Origin of the sequence: Roseicyclus marinus, assembly GCF_030163795.1 — a bacterium.
Taxonomy (GTDB): Bacteria; Pseudomonadota; Alphaproteobacteria; order Rhodobacterales; family Rhodobacteraceae; genus Roseicyclus; species Roseicyclus marinus.
This window is the reverse complement of record NZ_JASJOF010000004.1, coordinates 87,407-109,589: the sequence shown is the minus strand read 5'-3', so window position 1 is coordinate 109,589 and position 22,183 is coordinate 87,407. Positions and strand designations below refer to the sequence as shown.

Sequence of the window (22,183 nt, the reverse complement as noted above, 5' to 3'; positions counted from 1 at the left end):
GGGCGACCCTGCGGCGGGCGGGCGGCGGTGTCAATTCGAACGGGGCGGATCATCAAAAAGGGTGGCGTGGCGCGTCTTGAGATCGGCCAGCGTCGTCAGCACGACCCGCAAATGGGCGCGCATGGCCGCACCAGCGCGATCCGCGTCGCGGTCAAGGATCGCGGACAAGATCGCACCGTGATCGTCCAAAAGGCGCGCCATGTGCGATTTTTCGGCAAGCGACAGGATGCGCAACCGGTCGAGCGCCGACTTTTCCCGCACGAGAAGCGTTTCCGCCCGGTCGAAGCCGGTAGCCCGGGCAAGACCGGCGTGAAAGGCATCATCAAGGCTTTGGAACCTGTCGGTGTCGCGACCGGTCGCCGCCTCGGCCTGCGCGCGCAGGTTGTCGGCCAGAGCGGCCTGAATGTCGGGGGCAAGGCCGATCTCGCATAGCCGCGCGACATGGGCGAGTTCGAGCGCCTCGCGCAGGAATTGCGCCTGAAGGATCGCGCCTTCGGAAATGGCGGCGACATAGCTTCCGCGCGATGGCCATGTCACTATCAGCCCATCCTCGCGCAGCCGGGTGAAGGCGTCGCGCACCGGCGTGCGGCTGGCGCCGAAGCGTTGGCCGACCTCGGTCTCGGACACGAGGCAGCCGGGCGGCAGCAGGCCGCGCAAGATGGCCGATTTCAGCCCCGCGTGGATCTGGTCGGCGACGGGACGTGCGGGATCGACCGGCGGCACGTCGAGGCGGTCAAGCGGATCTTGCGGGGCGGTGTCGGGCATGTGGGTCTCGGGCGGGTATATCAATCCGTATACCGGTATACCGGTCTCTTGACAACGCTGCGATCCGGGCCTCAGGGTGAGCTTGCAAGACGGGGGGAGAGATGGCCACAGCCGCGCCGGACAGGGTGCTGAATGCCGTGCTGATCGGGGCGGGCATGGTGGCCGCGACGCATGCCGCCGCGCTCCGCGATGCGGCGGGTCTGCGGTTGCACGGCGTCTGGTCACGCAATCCTGAAACTGCCGCGCCGCTGGCGACCGAGCATGGCGCGCGTGTCTATCGCGAGATGGCCGAGGTTGCCGCCGATCGGGAGGTCGATTTCGCGATCGTGCTGACGCCGCCCGATGGGCGTGTCGGGCTGATCGATCCGCTTCTGGCGGCGGGTCTGCCGATCCTGATGGAAAAACCCGTGGCGAGGTCAGGGGCGGAGGCGCGGCAGGTGGTGGATCAATGCGCCGCTGCCGGGGTGACGCTGGGCATCGTGTTCCAGCACCGGATGCGCGCGGCCTCGCAGGTCGCGGCGCGGCTTGTGGCCGGGGGCGATCTGGGCGCGCTGGGGCTGGTCGAAATTGCGGTACCGTGGTGGCGTGATCAATCCTATTACGACGCGCCGGGGCGGGGCAGTTTCGCGCGCGACGGTGGCGGCGTCCTGATCAGCCAGGCGATCCATACGCTCGACCTTGCGCTGTCCTTGGCGGGATCTGTCGCCTCGGTTCAGGCGATGACGGCGACAACGCGCTTTCACACGATGGAGGCGGAAGATTTCGCCACGGCGGGCCTGCGCTTTGCCAATGGGGCCGTGGGAAGCCTTTTCGCCTCGACCGCGAGTTTTCCGGGGGCTGCGGAGCGCATCACGTTGCAGTTCGACCGCGCGTCCCTGCATCTGGAGGCTGGTATCATGACGGTCCTGCACCGTGACGGGCGCGTCGAAACGCATGGAGAGACAGCCACGACAGGCGGCGGGGCCGATCCCATGGCTTTCACCCATGCCTGGCATCAGGGCGTGATCGAGGATTTCGCCGATGCGATCCGGCATGGCCGTGATCCGATGGTGACCGGACGCGCGGCCTTGGCCGTGCATGACCTGATCGATGCCATCACCCAGTCGGCCCGGACAGGCCAAACCACCGAGGTCCCACGATGAAATTCGCCGCCATCGGCATCGACCACCGCCACATCTTCGGGATGGCTGCAAACCTGATGGCCGAGGGCGCAGAATTCGCCGGTTGGTGGACGGATGGTGACCCCGAACCGCTTGAAGGGTTCATCAAACGCTTTCCGGACGTGCGGCGTGTGGCCGAGGCGCAGACGCTGCTCGACGACCCGGAGATCGCCTTGATCTGCATTTCCTGCATCCCGCGCGACCGTGCGGCTTGGGCGGTGCGCGCGATGGAGGCGGGCAAGGACGTGATGACCGACAAGCCCGGCTGCACAACGCTGGCGCAACTGGCCGAGTTGCGGGCGGTTCAGGCGCGGACCGGGCGCATCTGGTCGGTGGATTTTTCCGAACGCTTCGAGGTGCCGAGCGTGACAAAAGCCGCCGAACTGGTGGCCGATGGGGCCATCGGGCGCGTGGTTCAGACGGTTGGCCTTGGCCCTCATCGGCTGAACCGGGCGACCCGGCCTTCGTGGTTTTTCGACCGTGACGCCTATGGCGGTATCCTGACCGATATCGCGAGCCATCAGATCGACCAGTTCCTGTTCTTCACCGGGTCGAGCGGGGCCGAGATCACGCTGGCGACCGCCGCGAACCTTGCCCATCCGGGCGATCCGGGCCTGCAGGATTTCGGCGAGATCGCGCTCCGCTCGGACAGGGGGCATGGCTATATCCGCGTCGATTGGTTCACGCCCGATGCCCTGCCCACATGGGGCGACGGGCGGCTGACCATCCTTGGCACCGAGGGCTATATCGAGCTGCGTAAATATGTCGATGTGGGCAAGCCCGGCACGGATCACCTGATCCTCGTCAACGGCACCCGCTGCGAGGTGATCGATGCAAGCGGCGCCGGAATGCCCTATTTCGCAAGGCTGATCGCCGATATCCGCGACCGTACCGAAACCGCGATGCCGCAAGCCCATGCCTTTTCCGTTATGGAACTGGCGCTGACGGCCCAAGCCATGGCCGAGGGGCGCGCATGATCGGGACGGCCATCATCGGCGCGGGGATCGGGCGCGAGCATCTGGCGGGTTATCGCGCGGTGGCGGATCGGTTCGCGGTGCGCTGGCTCATCGATCTGGACATCGGGCGCGCGGTCGAGGTTGCGGGCGGCGATACGAACATCAAGATCGGGTCCGAAATTGCCGAGGCTTTGGCTGACCCCGCCGTCGATCTGGTCGACATCTGCCTGCCGCCGCATCTGCATGTGCCGATGGCCTTGCGCGCCTTGCGGGCGGGCAAGCATGTCGTGCTGGAAAAGCCCATCGCGCCGTCGCTGGCGGAGTGTGATCTGCTGGCCGAGGCTGAGGCCGCTTCCGGTCGTCGGCTGTTCCCGGTGTTCCAGTATCGCTACGGGCCGGGGACGGCGGCGCTTGACGCACTGATCGCCGCCGGATTGGTCGGGCGGCCGCAGGTCGCGGCGCTGGAGACGCATTGGAACAGGGGCGCCGCGTATTACGCCGTGCCGTGGCGGGGCACATGGGCGGGGGAACGGGGCGGCGCGGTACTGGGCCATGCCATCCACAACCACGATCTCTTGTGCCGCTATTTCGGAGAGCCCGTAGGCGTCAGCGCGCAGGTCGCGACCCGCATCAACCCCATCGAGACCGAGGATTGTGCATCCATCGCCCTGCGCTTCGCGAACGGGGCGCTGGCCACATCCTCTGTCACGCTCGGGGCGGCGGGTGACACCACGCGCCTGCGCCTTGTCTTTGAACACCTGACCGCCACTTCGGGCGATCTGCCCTATGCGCCTGCGGATGGCGCGTGGACCTTTACTGCCCGCGATCCGGCCAAGCAGCCGGCAGTCGATGCGGTGCTGGCCGCGCTGCCGACACCGAAATCGGGCTTTGCCGGCTATGTCGCGGCGATTGCGGATGCGCTGAACGGGGCGCCGGGCCGCGAGGTGACGCTGGCCTGCGGGCGCCGGTCGATTGAATTGGTTACAGCGGTTTACGCAGCGGCGCGGAGCGCAAGGGAGGTTGCTTTGCCCTTGCCGCCTGACGCAGAGTTCTACCACAGCTGGCTCCCCGGAGAGACGCACGCGACAAGCGCGGCGGGGCAGGCGGCGGACAGACCAAGATGACCGACAGGATCATTCACATCAGGGAGGATAAAGAATGACCCAACTGAAACTGCTTGGCACCACGGCACTGGTGCTCGGGCTTGCGGCACCTGCCATGGCGCAGGAAATCCGCTTCATGTGCTATTCCGACGGCAATGAATGCGAGGTCTATGACGATGTCCTGACCCGGTTCGAAGCCGCCAACCCCGGCGTCGACGTGATCGTGGACGTGGTGCCCTATCAGGCGATCCTCGAAAACCTGCCGGTGCAGCTTGCCGCAGGCACGGGCCCCGACATGGCAAAGGTCACCGATCTGGGCGGTCTGAATCAGTATTACCTCGACCTGACGCCCCATATCGACACTGGCTATTGGGACGAAAGCTTTGGCGCGACGCTCGATTGGTACCGTGTGGGCGACCGTCAGGGCTATTACGGTCTGCACAGCCAGCTGACCATCACCGGTGCTTTTGCCAATGCCACGCTCTTCGAGCAGGCGGGGATCGAGATGCCGGGCGAGGGCGCGACCTGGGAAGATTGGGCGGCCGCAAGCCGCGCTGTCGCCGAGGCGACGGGCACACCCTTCCCGATGGCGATCGACCGTTCGGGCCACCGCGTGGCCGGGCCCGCGATCAGCTACGGTGCGCAATATTTCGACGCCGAGGGCAATGGCAGCTTTGCCGGGTTCGAACCCTTCGCGGCGGCCTTCGTCGGCTGGAACGAGGATGGCACTTTCGCCCGTGATGTCTGGGCCAGCCAAGGTGGCGCGACCTATCAGGACGCGGCGCAGGAATTCATCAACGGCCAGCTCGTGTTCTACTATTCGGGCAGCTGGCAGGTGGGCCGGATGGACAGCCAGGTCGGTGATCTCTTCGACTGGCAGGTCGTGGGCAGCCCCTGCGGTCCGGCAGGCGCGTGTTCCGGCATGCCGGGCGGCGCGGGTATCGTCGGCTTCGAGCAGTCCCAGAACCCCGAGATCGTGGCGGCGGTGATCGACTTCCTCGCCCAGGAAGACATCTATGCCGAGGTTTCGGCGCGCACCCGCAACCTGCCCGCGCATCTGGGTGTGGCGGCGGCCGGCGTCGAGTTCGAGGGCGCATCGCCCGCGGCACAAGCGGCGCTCAACGCCTTTGCCGCCGATCTGGCGGATGTGTCGCCCATCGCCTTCGCCTATCAGGGCTATGCCGGGAACCGGGCGATGTTCGGCATCACGGTCGAGCGTCTGAGCCAGGCCATCGTGGGCGAACTCAGCGTCGATGACGCGGTGGCACGCATGGGCGAGGATCTTGCCGCGGCCATGGCCGAAAGCCGGTAAAAGATGACCGAGACAACGGGGCAAGGCGCAAGCGCGCCCGCCCCGACCCACGGACGAGATAGCGGCGCCTCCCGGGACGGGCTGGTGTTGCGGGTGGTCTCACCGCTCATGCGGCTGGTGGAAATCCCCATGCTGGGCTTGCAACGCCTGTTGGGGATCAACCGGCTGGCTTGGGTGTTCCTGTTGCCCAACCTTGTCCTGTTCGGGCTGTTCGCCTTTCTGCCGGTCATCCTGAATATCGCCTATGCGACGACCGGCGGCGACAACGTGCTTTTGGCCGATCGCCCCTATGTTGGCGCGCGCAATTTCGTGACGCTCACCGATTGCGCCAGCTATCTCGACCCCAATTCCTGCCGCGAGGACAAGTTCTGGCGCGCGGTCTGGAACACGACGTGGTTCGTGACGCTGCAGGTCGGCATCATGGTTGGTTTCTCGCTTCTGACCGCCATCGTGCTCAACCGCGAGATCCGGGCGCGGGGATTTTTCCGGGCGGTGTTCTTTTTCCCCGTGCTGCTGTCGCCAGTGGTGGTCGCGCTGATCTGGAAATGGATCTTGCAGCGCGAAGGCGTGTTGAACGCCTTTCTCGATTGGACCGGGATTGGGGGCTACAACTGGCTCGTGGATGCGGATTGGGCCTTTGGCTGGTCGGTGTTTCTGTCGGTCTGGGCGCATATGGGCTTTTACACCCTGATCCTTTTGGCCGGATTGCAGGCGATACCGCGCGATGTCTACGAGGCGGCAACGATGGACCGCGCGAGCCCCTGGCGGGTGTTCCGGCGCATCACCTTGCCGCTTTTGTCGCCCACGATGCTGGTCGTGCTGGTTCTGGCGCTCATAAAGGGTGTGCAGACCTTCGACGAGGTCTATGCCTTTACCGGCGGCGGGCCGGGGACGGCCACGACTTTCATCATCCAATATATCTACGAAGAGGGGTTTGCCGGAGCGCCGCGTTTGTTCGGGCTTGCGGCGGCGGCCTCGCTGATGGTGGCGGGGGTTCTGGTGGTGCTGACGCTGGTGCAGCTCTGGCTCAACCGGAGGTCGGCGGATGGGTGATGTGACGATCTGCCGAGGGGGGCGTTTTGCTGCAGCAAAACGGGTGGGAAAACTGCAGTTTTCCCGAGCGGAAAACCCGGGTTTTCCGGCGCGGGGGGAAAGACCATGAGCCGGACCCTCGCCTTTCTCACCGCGACGAGGGGCGGTGCGCGGCTGCACTGGACCGATTGGGCGAGCTACGGCTACCTCTTTCTTGGCGTGTTCTTGATGTTCTTCCCGGTCGTCTGGCTGGTTCTGTCGAGCTTCAAGACCGAGGCCGACCTGCAGCGTTACCCACCCACCTTCCTGCCCTATCAGCAGCAGACCATCACGCTGGATGGATATGCCGACCCCCTGCCGCTTTTCGAGATCACGGGCGGCGAGCATGAGGGCAAGATCCTTGCCCAACTGCGCCGCGTGGGCCTGCGCGCGCAGATGGTGGACCCCGCCGATCCCGAGACGCGCCTGACCATCGATATCGGCGACCGCGTGCCGGTGGAACGCTTCACGCTGGCGACCGAAAACTATTCCGACCTCTTCGGGCGCTTCAACTTCCTGCTCTATTTCTGGAATTCGACCTTCATCACGGTCACGGCGACGTTGATCATGCTGCTGACAAACAGCATGGCGGCCTTTGCGCTGTCGAAATACCAGTTCCGAGGGCGGACTGTCGTGCTTCTTCTGGTCATCGGAACGCTGATGATCCCGCAAACGGTGGTTCTGGTGCCGCTGTTTTTGATCGTCACGGAACTGGGCATGTTCAACAGCCTCTGGGGGGTCATCATCCCCGGCGCGGCGACGCCCACGGGGGTGTTCTTGCTGCGCCAATACATGCTCACCATCCCCGACGAGATCCTGGACGCCGCGCGGATGGACAAGGCATCGGAATGGAAGATCTACTGGCGCATCATCTTGCCGCTTTCGGCACCTGCCATCGCGGTGCTGGCGATCCTTGCCATCATGTGGCGCTGGAACGATTTCCTCTGGCCGCTCATCGTGCTGACCCAATCGGAGAATTTCACCCTGCAGCTCGCGCTCAATTCCTTTCAGGGCGAGCTTCAGACGCAATGGTCCGCGCTTCTGGCGATGACGGTGCTGACGCTTTTGCCGATCGCGATGGTGTTCATGTTCTTGCAGAAATACATCGCCACGGGCATCGCCTCGACGGGAGGGAAATAGATCATGGCCGCCATCGAACTGAGGGAGGTGCGCAAGGCCTATGGCGCGGCCGAGGTGATCAAGGGCATCGACCTGCAGATCGCGCATGGCGAGTTTTGCGTTTTCGTCGGGCCGTCGGGCTGCGGGAAATCCACGCTGTTGCGGATGATCTCGGGGCTGGAGGATATCTCGGGCGGTGACATCGCCATCGGGGGCGAGGTGGTCAACGATATCCCCGCCGCCGACCGGGGGCTCGCGATGGTGTTCCAATCCTACGCACTCTACCCGCATATGACGGTGCGCCAGAACCTGTCCTTTGGCCTCGAGAACATTAACACGCCCAAGGGCGAGATCGCCGCCAAGGTGGGCGAGGTGGCCCGGATGCTCCAGATCGAGCAGCTTCTCGACCGCCGGCCCAAGGACCTGTCGGGCGGACAGCGCCAGCGTGTCGCCATCGGTCGCGCGGTGGTGCGCGAGCCGCGCGTGTTCCTGTTCGACGAGCCCCTGTCGAACCTTGACGCCGAGTTGCGCGTGGACATGCGGGGTGAGATCGCGGCGCTGCACCGCCGTCTTGGCAACACCATGATCTACGTCACCCACGACCAGGTCGAGGCGATGACCATGGCCGACAAGATTGCGGTCCTGCGCCTTGGAAAGCTGGAACAATTCGGGCGGCCGCTGGACCTGTACAACCGGCCCGCCAATCTGTTCGTGGCGGGGTTCATCGGCAGCCCCAAGATGAATTTCCTGACCGGCCAGGTCGATCCCGGCGACCGGACACTGTTGCATCTGGATACGGGCGAGATGCTGCGCCTGCCCGCTGCGGGCTTTGGACAGGTCGCGGGCGAAAAGGTGACGCTGGGCATTCGCCCGAACCATTTGCGCGTGGCCGAGGATGGGCCGGTCACGGTTCATGTGCGGTCGGTCGAGCAACTGGGCGGCGAAAGCTATGTCTATGGCGCGACCGCCACCGGCGCGCCCGTCACCGTCCACAGCCCCGGCCAGACGCGGATCGCCATGGACGAGACCATCCGCGTTGGCGGGAATGAGAGCGACATCCATCTGTTCGACAGCGAAAGCGGCCTGAGCCTGCGGGAGGGCTGACCAAGGTTCCGGCGCCAGTCTTTCTTGCGACTAAGTCGCAACTTCCTTGACTTTCTGCGAATGCGTCGCAATATCCTAGGCTGACGGCACGGACCGCGCCCGACAGCGCGGACAGGTTACAGGGATACCCGATGCTGACCCGACGTGTTCTACTCTCGCTTGCAACCGCCGCTGCCTTGGCGATGCCGGCAGCCGCTCAAGATCGCCTGAACGTCATCGCCACGACCGGCATGATCGCGGATGCCGCTCGGCAGGTGGGAGGCGACTTGGTGGATGTGACCGCGCTGATGGGGCCGGGCGTCGACCCCCATGCCTATCGCCAAACCCGCAGCGACATCGTGGCGACCGCGCAGGCCGATCTGGTCCTGTGGAATGGTCTTTACCTTGAGGCGCAGCTGGAGGAATTCCTGCTGGAATTGGGTCAAACCAGGCCCGTCGTCGCCGTGGCAGAGGCGGTTCCGCAGATCCAGCTGATCGGATCGGAGGATTACGAGGATCGGTTCGATCCCCATGTCTGGATGAACCCAAATCTCTGGTCGCGCGTCGTTCTGGCCACGCGGGACGCGATGATCGACGCACGGCCCGAACATGCCGATGCCTTCACCGCCAACGCGGCGACGCATCTGGCCGAGCTTTCCGACCTCGCGGTCTATTCGCAGTCCGTTCTGGCCTCGATCCCCGCAGAAAGCCGGGTTCTGGTGACGGCGCATGACGCCTTCAACTATTTCGGAGCCGCCTACGGGTTCGAGGTCGTGGGTATTCAGGGCATATCGACAGAAAGCGAGGCGGGCTTGCAGCGCATCAGCGAACTGGTCGACATGCTGGTCGCCCGCGATATCGGCGCGGTCTTTGTCGAAAGCTCCGTCTCTGACCGCAACATCCGCGCGCTGATCGAAGGCGCGGCCGCGCAGGGCCACGAGGTGGTGGTCGGGGGCGAGCTGTTCTCCGATGCCATGGGCGCGCCCGGCACCTACGAGGGCACCTACCTGGGCATGATCGATCACAACGTGACCACCATCGCCCGCGCGCTTGGTGGGCAGGCACCGGAACGCGGTCGGATCGACGAACTGGCCATGAATTGAGGAACGACATGCCCGAAGTGCTGACATTGGCGGCCCGCGACGGGCAGGCGACGGGCCCGGAGGCTGATCCTTCCAGCCCGCTGGCCCTGCGCGGTCTGACCGTCAGCTACGGGGAAAAGCCCGCGCTGTTTTCGGTCGATGCGACCTTTCCGGCGGGGGCCATGTCGGCCATCATCGGTCCGAATGGCGCGGGGAAATCCACGCTGCTCAAGGCATCGCTCGGCCTGATCCCGCGCGTCTCGGGTCAGGTCACCGTGTTCGGCCAGCCGCTCGCGGCGGCGCGCGACCGCATCGCCTATGTGCCGCAGCGCGCCAGCGTCGACTGGGATTTCCCCACGACGGTGATCGACGTGGTCCTGATGGGCCGCTACCGCAAGCTGGGCCTGTTCGGCCGCGTCAGCCGCGCCGAGCGCGCGCTGGCGACCGAGGCCTTGGCCCGCGTGGGGATGGATGCCTTTGCCGGCCGCCAGATCGGGCAATTGTCCGGCGGCCAACAGCAGCGCGTCTTTCTGGCGCGCGCGCTGGCGCAGGAGGCGGATCTCTACCTTCTGGACGAGCCTTTCGCAGGCGTCGATGCCGCGACCGAGCGCGCCATCATCGACCTGCTCAAAGAGCTGAAGGCACAAGGAAAATCCGTCATCGCGGTGCATCACGACCTATCGACGGTCACGGCCTATTTCGACCATGTGTTCTTGGTCAATGTCCGCGCGATGGCCGAGGGGCCGGTTGATACGACCTTCACCCCTTCCGCGTTGGCAGAAACCTATGGCGGGCGGCTGGCCGCGACGCAACTGGCCGATCTTGCCCTGACCGTGGGCTAGGTCATGGAAGCGTTCCTCGACGCTTTGACGCTTCAGGCGGGCTATAACGCCGCTCTGGTCGCCATCGGGGCGGCGCTTTTGGGATTTGCGGCGGGGACGGCGGGCAGCTTCCTGTTTCTGCGCAAGCGCGCGCTGGTGTCGGATGCGGTGGCCCATGCGACCCTGCCCGGCGTTGGCATCGCCTTTCTCATCATGGTGGCGCTTGGCGGCGAGGGGCGCAGTCTGATCGGCCTGTTGCTGGGGTCGGCCCTGAGCGCCTGGATTGGCCTTTTGCTGGTCGAATGGATCGCGCACCGAACGCGGCTGGCCGAGGATGCCGCCATCGGCGCGGTTCTTTCGGTGTTCTTCGGCTTTGGCGTGGTGCTTTTGACCGTGATCCAGACGCTGGATCGTGGGCGGCAGGCGGGGTTGGAGGATTTCCTTTTGGGCTCCACCGCCGGGATGCTGCTGCAAGATGCCCAGATCATCGCCATTGGCGGTGCGCTGGTCGTGGCCGCGATCTGGGTTCTGCGCCGGCCCATGACGCTGGTCAGTTTCGACGCCGGCTATGCCGCCGCCATGGGGGTCGATACGCGTCGCGTCGACCTTGCGATGATGGGGCTGGTCATGGCGGTGACCGTGATCGGGTTGAAGCTGGTGGGCCTGATCCTGATCGTCGCATTGCTCATCATTCCCGCCGTCACCGCGCGGTTCTGGACCAATCGGGTGGAACGGGTGTTGTGGGCCGCCGGGGCCATCGGTGGCGTCTCTGGCTATGTCGGGGCGGCGCTGTCGGCCTCAGCGCCGGACTTGCCGACCGGGCCGATCATCGTGCTGATTGCGGCAGCCCTCTTCGCGCTGTCGCTGCTTTTGGCGCCTGCGCGGGGCGTTCTGGCGGCGAGCCTTGCGCATCGCCGGTTCCAGCGCCGGGTGCATCGGCGGCAGGGGCTTCTGGCGCTGGTGCGGGGCGAGCCGATCCACGATCCCTTGACCCTGCGCATCCTGCGGGCGGAGGGGTTGATCCGCGCCGACGGGGTCGCCACCGACAAGGGCAGGGCACATGCGGCCAAGATCGCGCGGGACGAACGTCGCTGGGACATAGCGCGCCGGGTGCATCAGGACACGAGCCTGACCGGGCGCTATGACGGTCTGACCCCAATCGAAGACGTCTTCACCGCCGACCAGATCGCCGATTTCGACGCGCGGCTGGGGCCGCCGCAACCGGTGGGGTTCTAAGTCATGGGTGTTGAATTCGTTCAGTTTTCCCTGACGCCGATCCTGATCGGGGTGCTGGCGGCCGTGGCCTGCGCGCTGCCGGGCAATTTCTTGATCCTGCGGCGGCAGGCGCTGATCGGTGATGCGATTTCCCACGTTGTCCTGCCGGGCATCGTGGTTGCCTTTCTGATCACGGGCACCGTTGCGGCCATCCCGATGCTTTTGGGCGCTGGGGCTGCCGCGCTGGTTGCCGTGGTTCTGATCGAGGCGATCCGGCGTCTGGGCGGGATCGAACCCGGGGCTGCCATGGGTGTTGTTTTCACGGCCCTTTTTGCCGGGGGTGTGCTGCTTCTCGAACAGTCCGACACGAGCGGCGTTCATCTGGACGTCGAACATGCGCTGATGGGCAATCTGGAAACGCTGATCTGGCTCAGGGCCGAGGGATGGAGCAGCCTGATCGACCCCGTGGCGCTCGCCGGTTTGCCGCCGGAATTGCCGCGCATGGGGTTTGTGGCGGGGTCGATCGCGGTTTTGACGTGGGTGTTCTGGCGTCCGTTGAAACTGTCGACCTTTGACGAAGGTTTCGCGCAGGCGATCGGTTTGCCGGTATCGGCCATCGGTCTGGGGCTTGTCGTCACGGCGGCGGTGGCGGCTGTCGCGGCTTTCGACGCGGTGGGGTCGATCATCGTGATCGCCATGTTCATCTGTCCGCCTGCCGCCGCGCGGTTGATGACCGACAGCCTGTCGGCGCAGGTCTGGTGGTCTGTTTTCTTTGCCATCCTTTCGGCAATTGCTGGTTATGTTCTGGCGGGTTACGGGCCGATCTGGTTGGGCTTTTCTAATTCGGTCAGTGCCGCGGGAATGATCGCCACGATCTCGGGCGCGATCCTTGGGTTGGCCTGCCTTTTCGGGCCGCGCCGCGCTCGGGTGGGTGTGTCCGCAGGGGCATGACGGGTTGCGTCCGGCATTGGCTCAGGGCAGGGTAAATCTCCGCACATCCAACGGAATTCTGCCATGACCGACGCCTATGATCCGGCCACCGACGGCGCGCAAATGTCCTATGCGCGGGAGATGAGCTATGGCGATTACCTTGCGCTGGAGGGGTTGCTGGAGGGGCAGAAGCCGCTGTCGGATGCGCATGACGAGATGCTGTTCATCATCCAGCACCAGACCAGCGAATTGTGGATGCGGTTGGCGATCCATGAGCTGGCCGCGGCGCGCAACGGGTTGGCGGGTGTTGAAATTCGACCCGTTTTCAAGATGTTGACGCGTGTGTCGCGGATATTCGAGCAGTTGAACGGCGCGTGGGACGTGCTGCGCACGATGACCCCATCGGATTACACGGCGTTTCGCGACGATTTGGGAAAATCCTCGGGATTTCAATCACATCAGTATCGCCGCATCGAATTCATGCTGGGCAATCGCAATATGGCGATGCTGAAGGTGCACGAACACCGGCCCGTGCTTCATGCCGCGCTGATGGCGGAAGTGGCGGAAAAATCCCTTTATCATGTGGCACTTGACCGGCTTGGCGCGGCGATGGGGCGGGATTTTTCGGAATATTACCGGATGGAGGCCCCGCATCAGGCCCAGGACGCGATCCGGGACGCCTGGGCGCGAGTCTACGAGGTGCCGCAAGAGCAGTGGGAACTCTACGAGCTGGCCGAGAAACTCGTTGATCTGGAAGACTATTTTCGGCGTTGGCGGTTCAATCACGTGACGACGGTTGAGCGGATCATCGGTTTCAAGCGCGGCACGGGGGGAACATCGGGGGTGCAATATTTGCGGCGTATGCTGGAGGTGGAGCTGTTTCCCGAACTTTGGCATGTAAGGGGGCAGCTGTGAGTGTCTTGCGTAAACACATGTTCGACATCCCCGAGGGGATGATCTACCTCGACGGCAACTCGTTGGGACCATTACCGAAATCGGTTCCGGCTCGGGTTGCGGAGGCGATCTCCGGGGAGTGGGGCGCGCATCTGATCAAGGGCTGGAACCTTGACGGGTGGATGGCGCAACCCTCGCGCGTGGGGGACCGGGTCGCGCGGCTGGTCGGGGCGCCCGAGGGCAGCGTGGTGATGGGCGACACGCTCTCGATCAAGGTTTACCAAGCGTTATCGGCAGCGCTGCAAATCTCACCAAAACGTAAACAGATCCTGTCGGATCTTGGGAATTTCCCAACGGATCTCTACATCGCCAAGGGTTTGTTAACTCATCTGGATCAAGGCCACGAGTTGCGGCTGGTCGAGCCCGAAGATGTCGCCCAAGCGATCACCGAGGAGGTCGCGGTGGTGATGCTGACGCAGGTCGATTACCGCACCGGGCGGATGCACGACATGGCGGCGATCACGGCCCGCGCGCACGAGGTCGGCGCGGTGATGATCTGGGATCTTGCCCATAGCGCGGGCGCCGTGCCAGTCGATCTGGCGGGCTGTGGCGCGGAATTCGCGGTGGGCTGCACCTACAAATATCTCAACGGCGGTCCGGGCGCACCGGCCTTTATCTATGTCCGGCCCGATCTGGCCGATACGGTCCAGCCCGCGCTGGCGGGGTGGTTGGGGCATGAGGCGCCTTTTGCCTTCGATCTGGAGTATCGGCCCGCGCCGGGAGTGGAGCGGATGCGGGTCGGAACGCCGCCCGTGTTGCAGATGACCGCGCTGGAAGCGGCGCTGGAGGTTTGGGAGGGCGTGGATATGGGCGACCTGCGTGAAGCCTCGATCCGGCTTTGCGAAAGCTTCATCGCGGAAGTGGAGGCGCGTTGTCCCGAGCTGGTGCTGGCCAGCCCGCGCGATGCGCGCGCGCGGGGCAGTCAGGTGTCGTTCAGGTTCAAGCATGGCTATGCGGCCATGCAGGCGCTGATCGCGCGCGACGTGATCGGGGATTTCCGCGCGCCGGATATCATGCGGTTCGGGTTCACGCCGCTCTACGTCTCGGAGAGCGAGGTGATTTGTGCCGCCGCCACGATCGAGGAGGTGATCCGGGACCGGTTGTGGGACCGGCCCGAATACCTTGCGCGGCAGGCTGTGACCTGAGGCTTACGAGGCGCGGCGGAGCGCCTCGCGGTCCGGTTGGGCGACGATGCCCTGATCGAAAAGGCGGGCGATCTCCAGATCGGGGAGGCGCGCGACGTCGGCCAGCACGGCTTCGGTATGCTGGCCGAGAAGCGGGGCGGGGGCCGCGCTTTCGCGGTCGAGCGCGGAAAAGCCGAAAGGCGTGCCGGGAACAAGGAAGCGGCCAAGGCCCGGTTGATCGATTTCGGAGAAGATCGGGTTTTCGGCCGAGAGGTCGGGGTCTTCCTCGATCGCTTGGGAAAAGGTTCGGAATTCCGACCATGTGACGCCCGCGCGGTCAAAGCTTTCGGCGAAATCGGCGACACGGCGGGCGGCGAACCACGGGGACAGGATGGCGGTGATCGCGTGGCGGGCGTGCCAGCGGGCGCCTTCGTCCCGGAAATCGGCGCCAAGCGCCTTGGCCAGTGCGGCCATGGGTTCAGAGAGCCCCGTGACCTTCATGAGGTTCTGCCATTGCCGCGCGGTCAGGCCGATGACCATGACGCGGCGGCCATCGGCACATTGGAAATCCTGACCATAGGCGCCGTAAAGGCTGTTGCCCGCGCGGCCGCGTGTCTGCCCGGTCAGCGCATGTTCGGCGATGATCCCGAGATGGCCGAGCATGGCGGCGGCCACGTCTTTCAGTGTCAGATCGACGGCTTGGCCGGTGCCGTGGCGGAGCCTGTGGCGTTCGGCGGCCAAGAGGCCCGAGACGACCAGCCCACCCGCGATGGCATCCCATGCGGGCAGGGCATGGGCGACCGGATCGGTCGAGCCTTCCGGCCCCGTGGCCATGGGAAAGCCCACGGCGGGATTGACGGTATAATCGACGGCGGGCCGCCCGTGCCGGTCGCCGCGCAGCGTGACCGAGACCAGATCGGCGCGGCGGGCGGCAAGGGTCGCGTGATCGGTCCAGCCCGGCGTGGCGAGATTGGTGATGAAAAGCCCCGCGTCATCGCCGGGGGCGCAGATGATGTCTTGCGCGATTTCCTTGCCGCGCGGGGTTTTCACGTCGATGGCGACGGAGCGTTTGCCCTTGTTCATGCCCGCCCAGAACAGGCTTTGGCCGTTCGGCGCGACGGGCCAGCGGGTGGCATCCATGCCGCCCGTGGGCAGGTCGAAGCGGATCACATCGGCCCCCATCTGCGCCAGCGTCATGCCTGCCAGCGGCACGGCCACGAAGGCGGAGGATTCGACGACGCGCATACCGTTGAGAATGCCCATCAATCCCACTCCGCCTGTGCGGTCATGCCAAGATAGCCCTCGGGCGTGGCTGTGCCGAGGTCCATGCTTTTGCCATTGGCCGACAATTTCCCCTGAAGGCGCAGGTCATGGGTGTGAAACATCGGGTGCACGCCCCGGAAGCTGAAGCGTTTGGGCGGCACGCCGGTGTGGCGCTTGGCGGTTTCCATCAACATGATCGCCTGCATCGGCCCATGGGTGACGAGGGCGGGGTATTTTTCGACCTCGCGGGCATAGGGCAGGTCGTAATGGATGCGATGCGCGTTGAAGGTGGCCGCCGAAAAGCGGAACAGCCGCGCCTCGGTTATGGCGACGGTTTCGTCGAAATCGGGGTTTTCCAGTTCGGGCAGGCGTTTGGGGGGTGTGAAGACCTCGGGGATATGGAGGTAGACGATATCTTGCCGTTCTTCGACGAAACTGCCGGTTTCGCCTTCGATCTGGTGGTCGACGGTGACGAAAACCATGTCGCCCGTGGCCCCCGATTTGGGCGTGACGGAGCGGATCACGGATTTGCGCCGCAGCCTTTCGCCGATGCGCAAGGAGCCGTGGAAGGTCAGCGCGCCCGCCGCCCACATGCGGCGGCGAAAGGCCAAGGGCGGAAGGAAATCGCCCAGTTCGGGGTGGCCGTCCTGACCCAATTGGGCGAGCGGCACGAATTCGGGGAAGGCCGCCCAATGCCAGAGCCGGGGCAAAAGCCCGCCCCGCCGCGTGTCGCGGGGCAGGGACAGCGGGTGGGAGACCGCCGCCGACATCATCCCCGCCAGTTCCGGTGTCAGGCAGCCCCAGCGTTCCTCGGTCCGGCCGATCCAATCCTCGGCGTCGCGCATGGTGGCCATGGCAAAGCTTTCCAGCCTGCTCATGCCGCCACCTTGAGGCCGAGCATCCGGGCCACGGTGTCGCCCATGGAGGAGGGGTTGGGCGCGACCATGATCCCCGCATCCTGCAAGATCTCGACCTTTTCCTGTGCGCTTTCGCCAAAGGCCGAGATGATCGCGCCCGCATGGCCCATCTTGCGGCCCTTGGGGGCGGAGAGGCCCGCGACATAGGCCGCGACCGGTTTGGTCATGTGATCGCGGACGTAAGCGGCGGCCTCGGCCTCCTGCGGGCCACCGATTTCGCCGATCATTATGACGGCATCGGTACCCTCGTCGTTTTCGAAAAGTTCGAGGATGTCGCGGAAGGAGGAACCGTTGATCGGATCACCCCCGATGCCGATAGAGGAAGAGACGCCGATGCCGAGCGCGGACATCTGGGAGGCGGCCTCGTAGCCCAGCGTGCCCGAGCGGCCCACGATGCCGACGCGGCCGGGGCGGTAGATATGGGGCGGCATGATGCCCATGAAGCCGATGCCGGGGCTGATGATGCCGGCGCAATTGGGGCCGATGAGGCGCATCTTGCGCTCGCGCGGGTAGCGTTTGAGGAAGCGTTTGACCTTCATCATGTCCTGGGCGGGCAAGCCATCGGTGACGCAGACGGCGGTTTTGATCCCGGCATCGGCGGCCTCCATCATCGCATCGGCGGCGAAGGCGGGGGGCACGAAAAGGAGCGAGGCATCGGCGCCCGTCGCCTCCACCGCCTCGCGCACGGTGTTGAAAAGCGGGCGGCCCAGATGCGTCTCACCGCCCTTGCCGGGCGTGACGCCGCCCACAACGTTGGTGCCGTAGGCGATCATCTCCTCGGCATGGAATTGGCCGATGCGGCCCGACATGCCCTGAACGATGACGCGGGTATCCCTGGTGATCAGAATGGCCATGGTCTGGGGTCCTTATTCGGCGGCAAGGGGGGTGGGGCGGGCGCGGACGGCAAGTTTGGCGGCCTCGGCCAGCGTATCGGCGGAGAGGAGGGGGAGGCCGGAGGTGCGGATGATCTCGCGCCCCTCCTCGACGTTGGTGCCCGAGAGGCGGACGATGACGGGAAGGGTCAGGCCGACTTCCTCGTAGGCTTGAACCACACCCTTGGCGATCCAGTCGCAGCGGTTGATGCCCGCGAAGATGTTGACGAGGATCACGCCGACATTGGGATCGGTCAGGACGGTGCGGAAGGCGGTCACGACCCGTTCGGGCGAGGCACCGCCGCCGATGTCGAGGAAATTGGCGGGTTCGCCGCCCGCGAGCTTGATCATGTCCATCGTGGCCATGGCGAGGCCTGCGCCGTTGATGATGCAGCCGATGTCGCCATCAAGCCCCACATAGGCGAGACCGTTGTCATGGGCGCTGCTCTCGCGCGGGTCTTCCTGGCCGGGATCGCGCAGTGCTGCGACCTGCGGGCGGCGGTAAAGCGCGTTGGTGTCGAAGGACATTTTCGCGTCGAGCGCGACCAGATCGCCGCTGCCCGTGATGGCGAGCGGGTTGATTTCGACCATCATCGCGTCGAGATCGCGGTAGGCGCGGTAGCAGGCGCGCAAGGTGGTGACGAATTGGCCGATCTGCTTGCCCGAGAGGCCGAGGCGGAAGGCCAGTTCGCGCGCCTGGTAATCGACAAGGCCTGCGGCGGGGTCGATGACCATGCGCACCAGGCTGTCGGGATCAGTTGCGGCCAGATCCTCGATCTCCATCCCGCCGTGGCCCGAGGCGACGATCATGATGCGTTCGGATTTCCGGTCGAGGACGAAGCCGAGGTAGATCTCTTGCGCGATGTCGGTGGCTTCTTCGATCCAGAGGCGGTCGACGCGCTTACCGGCCGCGCCCGTCTGCTTGGTCACGAGGGTTCGGCCAAGGAGGGAGGCGGCGAAGCTGCGCACCTCGCCCTCGGTCCGGCAGAGTTTCACGCCGCCTGCGGCCCCGCGCCCGCCGGAATGGATCTGTGCCTTGACCACGCAGGGGCCGCCCAGTTGACGGCTGGCGTGTGCTGCCTGTTCGGGGCTGAAGGCGAGGTGGCCGCGCGGCACGGGGACGCCGAAATCGGACAGGATGGATTTGGCCTGATGTTCGTGGATGTCCATGGGCGGGGTCCTTTCGGAGCGGGGTGGTGAGGGGTGGGTGGTGAGGGGGTGGTGGGCAGATTGCCCACCCTACGGCGCAGCGGGGGAAGGGTGGTGTGGGGGGAGGGACCAGGTCATTCGGCGGCGAGGGGGGTGCGGGCGGCGATGGCTTCGGCCATGTCGATCACGTTTTTCGCCATCTTTTCGGAGGCGGCGTCGATCATCTTGCCGTCGAGGCTGGCGGCCCCCTTGCCCTGAGCCTCGGCGGCCTTGAGTTCGGCGATGATGCGGCGGGCCTTGGTCACCTCGGCCTCGGGGGGCGAGAAGACATCGTTGGCCATCTCGACCTGACTGGGGTGGATGGCCCATTTCCCCTCGCAGCCAAGGGCAGCGGCGCGGCGCGCCCCTGCGACATAGCCTTCGGGATCGGAGAAATCGCCGAAGGGTCCGTCGATGGCGCGCAAGCCATAGGCGCGGCAGGCGATGACCATGCGGGTGATGGAGGCATGCCATTGATCGCCGGGGTAATCGGGGTTGAGCCCGCCGATATTGGTGGTGCGCGCGCGCATGGAGGCCGCGTAATCGGCCACGCCGAAATGGAGCGCCTCGAGCCGGCCGCCGAATTGGGCGATCGCCTCGACATTGGCCATGCCAAGCGCGGTTTCGATCAGCGCCTCGATTCCCACGCGGGTTTCGACGCCGGTGCCCTGTTCGATCTGGTTCACCAGAGCCTCGACCATGTAGAGATCGGCGGGCACGCCGACCTTGGGCACGAGGAGCGTGTGGACGCGGTCGCCCGCCTGTTCCATCACGTCGACCACGTCGCGGTACATGTAATGGGTGTCGAGCCCGTTGATGCGGACCGAGACGGTTTTGCCCAATCCGGCCCAGTCGATGTCGTTGAGCGCCTGGATTGCGTTCTTGCGGGCCTGCGTCTTTTCGGGGGGTGCCACGGCATCCTCGAGATCGAGGAAGACGTAATCGGCGGTGGAGGCGGCGGCCTTGTCGATCATGGTGGGGTTGGAGGCGGGCACGGCCAGTTCAGACCGCTGGAGACGCTGGCGGCGGAGGGGGTGGAGCGTGTGGGACATGGTCTGTGACTTTCGCGGAAGGTTCAGCGGGCGGCGTGGGTGGTGGGGCCAGCGACAAGGCGGGCGAGACCGGCGGCGGGGTCGGTGATGACGAGATCAGGATGGGCAAAGCCGTCGGCCTGACCCGTGAGGCTGGCGTCGAGGCAGAGGCGCGCGTCGTGGAAGGTCGCATCCAGCGCGCGGCGGATCAGGACGGGATCGGTTTCACCCTGCACCGCCAGAACGGCGGCGATGGTGCCGAAGCGGTCGGCCCCGAGGTGATGGGCAAGCCGCGCCTCGGTCGGGGTCTCGAGCCGGGTCACGGTGAAGCCCGCGTGGTCCGCGATATCGGCGAAAAGGTCAGACAGGGAGCCGGTCGCGGGGACCAGAATCTGCGCGCCGCGCGGCAGGGTCTGGGCGAGGGCTGCGGGCCAAGCGCAGGGCGTCTGGCCCGGTACGACATGCAGCGCGCAGGGGCCGGATCGCTTGGGCGTCTGTTGGGTCGGAACCCCATGGGTCTGGCGGATGTGCATCGAAGCTCCTCCCGGTTCGATGGGGGAAGCATGCCTGTGGGGGCGCGCGTTTCAAAAACGTTCCGCGTCCTGCTGTAAATGCGAGAATTTACATGATATAGATTCCGTCAACTTGTGAAATCCAGCGGTTACACGAATGAAAACCTTCATCGGTCCGAGGCTGCGGCGGTTGCGCGTCGATCATGGCCAGACGCAGGCCCAGATGGGCAAGGCGCTGGGGATTTCCACGTCTTACGTCAACCTGTTGGAAAAGAACGAAAGGTCGGTTTCCGTCCCCGTCTTGTTGAAGCTGTTCGAGACCTATGGCGTCGATTGGCGCGATCTGGCTGATGACGAGGATACGGCGCATCTGGCCGATTTGCGCGCCGCGCTGGCCGATCCGTTGTTCGATGGGGAGCGGCCCGATCTGGCGCAGATGCGCGCGGCGCTCAGCCATGCGCCGGATCTGGCGGCCTGTTTTCTGCGGCTGCATCGGTCGTGGTTGGCCACGACGGACCAGTTGATGAGCGTGGTCGAGGCGGGCGACGGGGCGCGGGCGATGCTGCAAGCCTCGCCCGAGGAGACGGTTCACGACTTCTTTCGCAAGAACAGGAATCACTTTCCGGCGCTGGAGCAGGCGGCCGAAGCGTTCTGGGACGGGGTGGCGCCCGCGACGGATGATGTCTATGCCAGCCTCAAGCAACGGCTGTTGGCGCGGCTGGGGTTGCGGGTGCAATTGGTGCCGGTGGCCGAGATGCCGCGCACCTTGCGCGAATATGACGAGGCGCGGCGGCTTATTCTTCTATCAGAAGCCTTGGATCATCCCAACCGGGTGTTCCAGCTGGTGCATGTGGCGGGATTGATCGAAGAGCGCGCCGTGTTCGACGCGCTGTTGTCGGAGGCGGGTCTGGCCGATGCGCATGACCGGGCGCGCTGCCGGGTGGAATTGGCGAATTATTTCGCGGCCGCCGTGCTGATGCCCTATGGCCCTTTTCTGGCGGAGGCGCTGGCGTCACGCTACGATTTCGACCATCTGGCCACACGCTTCGGGGTCAGTTTCGAACAGGCCTGTCACCGGGCCACGACCCTGCAGCGCCGGGGGGCGCAGGGGGTTCCGTTCTTTTTCCTGCGGATCGACAAGGCGGGGAATGTCACCAAAAGGTTCAATTCGACCGATTTCCACCTTGCCGAACATGGCGGGGCCTGTCCGCGGCTGGAGGTGCATATGTCCTTCCGAACGCCGGGGCGGATCGTGCCGCAACTGGTGGAGATGCCCGACCAGAGCCGGTTCATGGTCTTTTCGCGCACCGTCGACCGGCCGAGTTTTGCGCGGCATACGCAAGATGTGCGTCTCGCCGTCGCCATGGGCTGTGCGGTCGATCACGCGGCGGCCATCGGCTATGCCGATACGCTGACGGCGGCGGGCGCGCCGGTGACCGAGATCGGGATCAATTGCCGGATCTGCCCGCGCAGCCAATGCGATCAGCGCGCCCATCATGCGCTGGTGATGGCCGAGCCGCTGGACGAGCGTCGCCGGGGGGCCACGCGCTATTCGGCCTGAGCAGTCATCGCATTTGCAACGAATATTGACAGGGACCGCGCCCGCGTGAGACAAGCAGGGCGGGTGAGGGGCCGACCCTTGCCCCCCGCGGGCCGGGATTGTTTTGCTGCGTGAAGGGCACGTACACGCAGGCCAGACAAGGGA

Annotated in this window: 21 protein-coding genes; 14 read left to right on the top strand and 7 right to left on the bottom strand. The window is 65.4% G+C overall.

The window, feature by feature from the left end; translation table 11 throughout:
* Nucleotides 1-30: 30 nt before the first annotated feature.
* Nucleotides 31-765, bottom strand: a complete 735-nt coding sequence (locus QQK63_RS07635) for a GntR family transcriptional regulator (RefSeq protein ID WP_277823234.1) — start codon at nt 763-765, stop codon at nt 31-33.
* Between the two features lie 101 nt (nt 766-866).
* On the opposite strand from QQK63_RS07635, the gene QQK63_RS07630 reads away from it, so the two are divergent.
* From QQK63_RS07630 to kynU, 13 genes are all read left to right on the top strand, one after another.
* The gene (locus QQK63_RS07630; protein WP_277823232.1) at nt 867-1,907 is read left to right on the top strand and encodes a Gfo/Idh/MocA family protein; all 1,041 of its coding nucleotides are present in this window, start codon (nt 867-869) and stop codon (nt 1,905-1,907) included.
* Entirely contained in the window at nt 1,904-2,902 is a 999-nt protein-coding gene (locus tag QQK63_RS07625; RefSeq protein WP_277823230.1) for a Gfo/Idh/MocA family protein, read from the top strand. The genes QQK63_RS07630 and QQK63_RS07625 overlap by 4 nt, the downstream gene beginning before the upstream one ends.
* Complete coding sequence (locus QQK63_RS07620; RefSeq protein WP_277823228.1) at nt 2,899-4,005, top strand: Gfo/Idh/MocA family protein; 1,107 nt, start codon at nt 2,899-2,901, stop codon at nt 4,003-4,005. Before QQK63_RS07625 ends, QQK63_RS07620 begins: the two co-directional genes overlap by 4 nt.
* A gap of 34 nt (nt 4,006-4,039) precedes the next feature.
* Nucleotides 4,040-5,296 (top strand): ABC transporter substrate-binding protein, encoded by a 1,257-nt coding sequence (locus QQK63_RS07615; RefSeq protein WP_277823226.1) that lies wholly within the window; start codon nt 4,040-4,042, stop codon nt 5,294-5,296.
* Nucleotides 5,297-5,299: 3 nt separating this feature from the next.
* Nucleotides 5,300-6,349, top strand: a complete 1,050-nt coding sequence (locus tag QQK63_RS07610; protein WP_277823224.1) for a carbohydrate ABC transporter permease — start codon at nt 5,300-5,302, stop codon at nt 6,347-6,349.
* Nucleotides 6,350-6,454: 105 nt separating this feature from the next.
* Complete coding sequence (locus tag QQK63_RS07605) at nt 6,455-7,507, top strand: carbohydrate ABC transporter permease (RefSeq protein ID WP_277823222.1); 1,053 nt, start codon at nt 6,455-6,457, stop codon at nt 7,505-7,507.
* 3 nt (nt 7,508-7,510) lie between these two features.
* Nucleotides 7,511-8,590 (top strand): ABC transporter ATP-binding protein, encoded by a 1,080-nt coding sequence (locus QQK63_RS07600; protein ID WP_277823220.1) that lies wholly within the window; start codon nt 7,511-7,513, stop codon nt 8,588-8,590.
* Between the two features lie 131 nt (nt 8,591-8,721).
* On the top strand, nt 8,722-9,672 hold the full coding sequence (locus tag QQK63_RS07595; protein WP_277823218.1) for a metal ABC transporter solute-binding protein, Zn/Mn family: 951 nt from the start codon (nt 8,722-8,724) through the stop codon (nt 9,670-9,672).
* Nucleotides 9,673-9,680: 8 nt separating this feature from the next.
* Nucleotides 9,681-10,493: a metal ABC transporter ATP-binding protein gene (locus tag QQK63_RS07590; RefSeq protein WP_277823216.1), complete on the top strand. Its 813-nt coding sequence runs from the start codon at nt 9,681-9,683 to the stop codon at nt 10,491-10,493.
* A gap of 3 nt (nt 10,494-10,496) precedes the next feature.
* A complete protein-coding gene (locus QQK63_RS07585; protein WP_277823214.1) occupies nt 10,497-11,708 on the top strand; it encodes a metal ABC transporter permease in 1,212 nt (403 codons plus the stop codon).
* Between the two features lie 3 nt (nt 11,709-11,711).
* Nucleotides 11,712-12,638, top strand: coding sequence for a metal ABC transporter permease (locus tag QQK63_RS07580; protein WP_277823212.1), 927 nt, complete (start codon nt 11,712-11,714; stop codon nt 12,636-12,638).
* Between the two features lie 63 nt (nt 12,639-12,701).
* On the top strand, nt 12,702-13,532 hold the full coding sequence (locus QQK63_RS07575) for a tryptophan 2,3-dioxygenase (protein WP_277823210.1): 831 nt from the start codon (nt 12,702-12,704) through the stop codon (nt 13,530-13,532).
* Nucleotides 13,533-13,549: 17 nt separating this feature from the next.
* Nucleotides 13,550-14,716 (top strand): kynureninase, encoded by a 1,167-nt coding sequence (gene kynU / locus QQK63_RS07570; RefSeq protein ID WP_277823681.1) that lies wholly within the window; start codon nt 13,550-13,552, stop codon nt 14,714-14,716.
* Nucleotides 14,717-14,719: 3 nt separating this feature from the next.
* Here the strand turns inward: kynU and QQK63_RS07565 are convergent, their stop codons facing one another.
* From QQK63_RS07565 to QQK63_RS07540, 6 genes are all read right to left on the bottom strand, one after another.
* Entirely contained in the window at nt 14,720-15,958 is a 1,239-nt protein-coding gene (locus QQK63_RS07565; RefSeq protein ID WP_377135427.1) for a CoA transferase, read from the bottom strand.
* On the bottom strand, nt 15,958-16,836 hold the full coding sequence (locus tag QQK63_RS07560) for an HTD2 family dehydratase (protein WP_277823206.1): 879 nt from the start codon (nt 16,834-16,836) through the stop codon (nt 15,958-15,960). Before QQK63_RS07560 ends, QQK63_RS07565 begins: the two co-directional genes overlap by 1 nt.
* The gene (gene sucD / locus QQK63_RS07555; protein ID WP_277823204.1) at nt 16,833-17,729 is read right to left on the bottom strand and encodes a succinate--CoA ligase subunit alpha; all 897 of its coding nucleotides are present in this window, start codon (nt 17,727-17,729) and stop codon (nt 16,833-16,835) included. The genes QQK63_RS07560 and sucD overlap by 4 nt, the downstream gene beginning before the upstream one ends.
* A gap of 12 nt (nt 17,730-17,741) precedes the next feature.
* Nucleotides 17,742-18,917 (bottom strand): malate--CoA ligase subunit beta, encoded by a 1,176-nt coding sequence (locus tag QQK63_RS07550; RefSeq protein WP_277823202.1) that lies wholly within the window; start codon nt 18,915-18,917, stop codon nt 17,742-17,744.
* A gap of 113 nt (nt 18,918-19,030) precedes the next feature.
* Nucleotides 19,031-19,987, bottom strand: coding sequence for an HpcH/HpaI aldolase/citrate lyase family protein (locus QQK63_RS07545; RefSeq protein WP_277823200.1), 957 nt, complete (start codon nt 19,985-19,987; stop codon nt 19,031-19,033).
* A gap of 23 nt (nt 19,988-20,010) precedes the next feature.
* Nucleotides 20,011-20,499 carry a hypothetical protein gene (locus QQK63_RS07540; protein ID WP_277823198.1) on the bottom strand — a complete coding sequence of 163 codons (489 nt, stop codon included), beginning with the start codon at nt 20,497-20,499 and terminating at the stop codon, nt 20,011-20,013.
* 136 nt (nt 20,500-20,635) lie between these two features.
* Here QQK63_RS07540 and QQK63_RS07535 point away from each other — a divergent pair, with 136 nt between their 5' ends.
* Nucleotides 20,636-22,039 carry a helix-turn-helix domain-containing protein gene (locus QQK63_RS07535; protein ID WP_277823196.1) on the top strand — a complete coding sequence of 468 codons (1,404 nt, stop codon included), beginning with the start codon at nt 20,636-20,638 and terminating at the stop codon, nt 22,037-22,039.
* Nucleotides 22,040-22,183 lie beyond the last annotated feature (144 nt).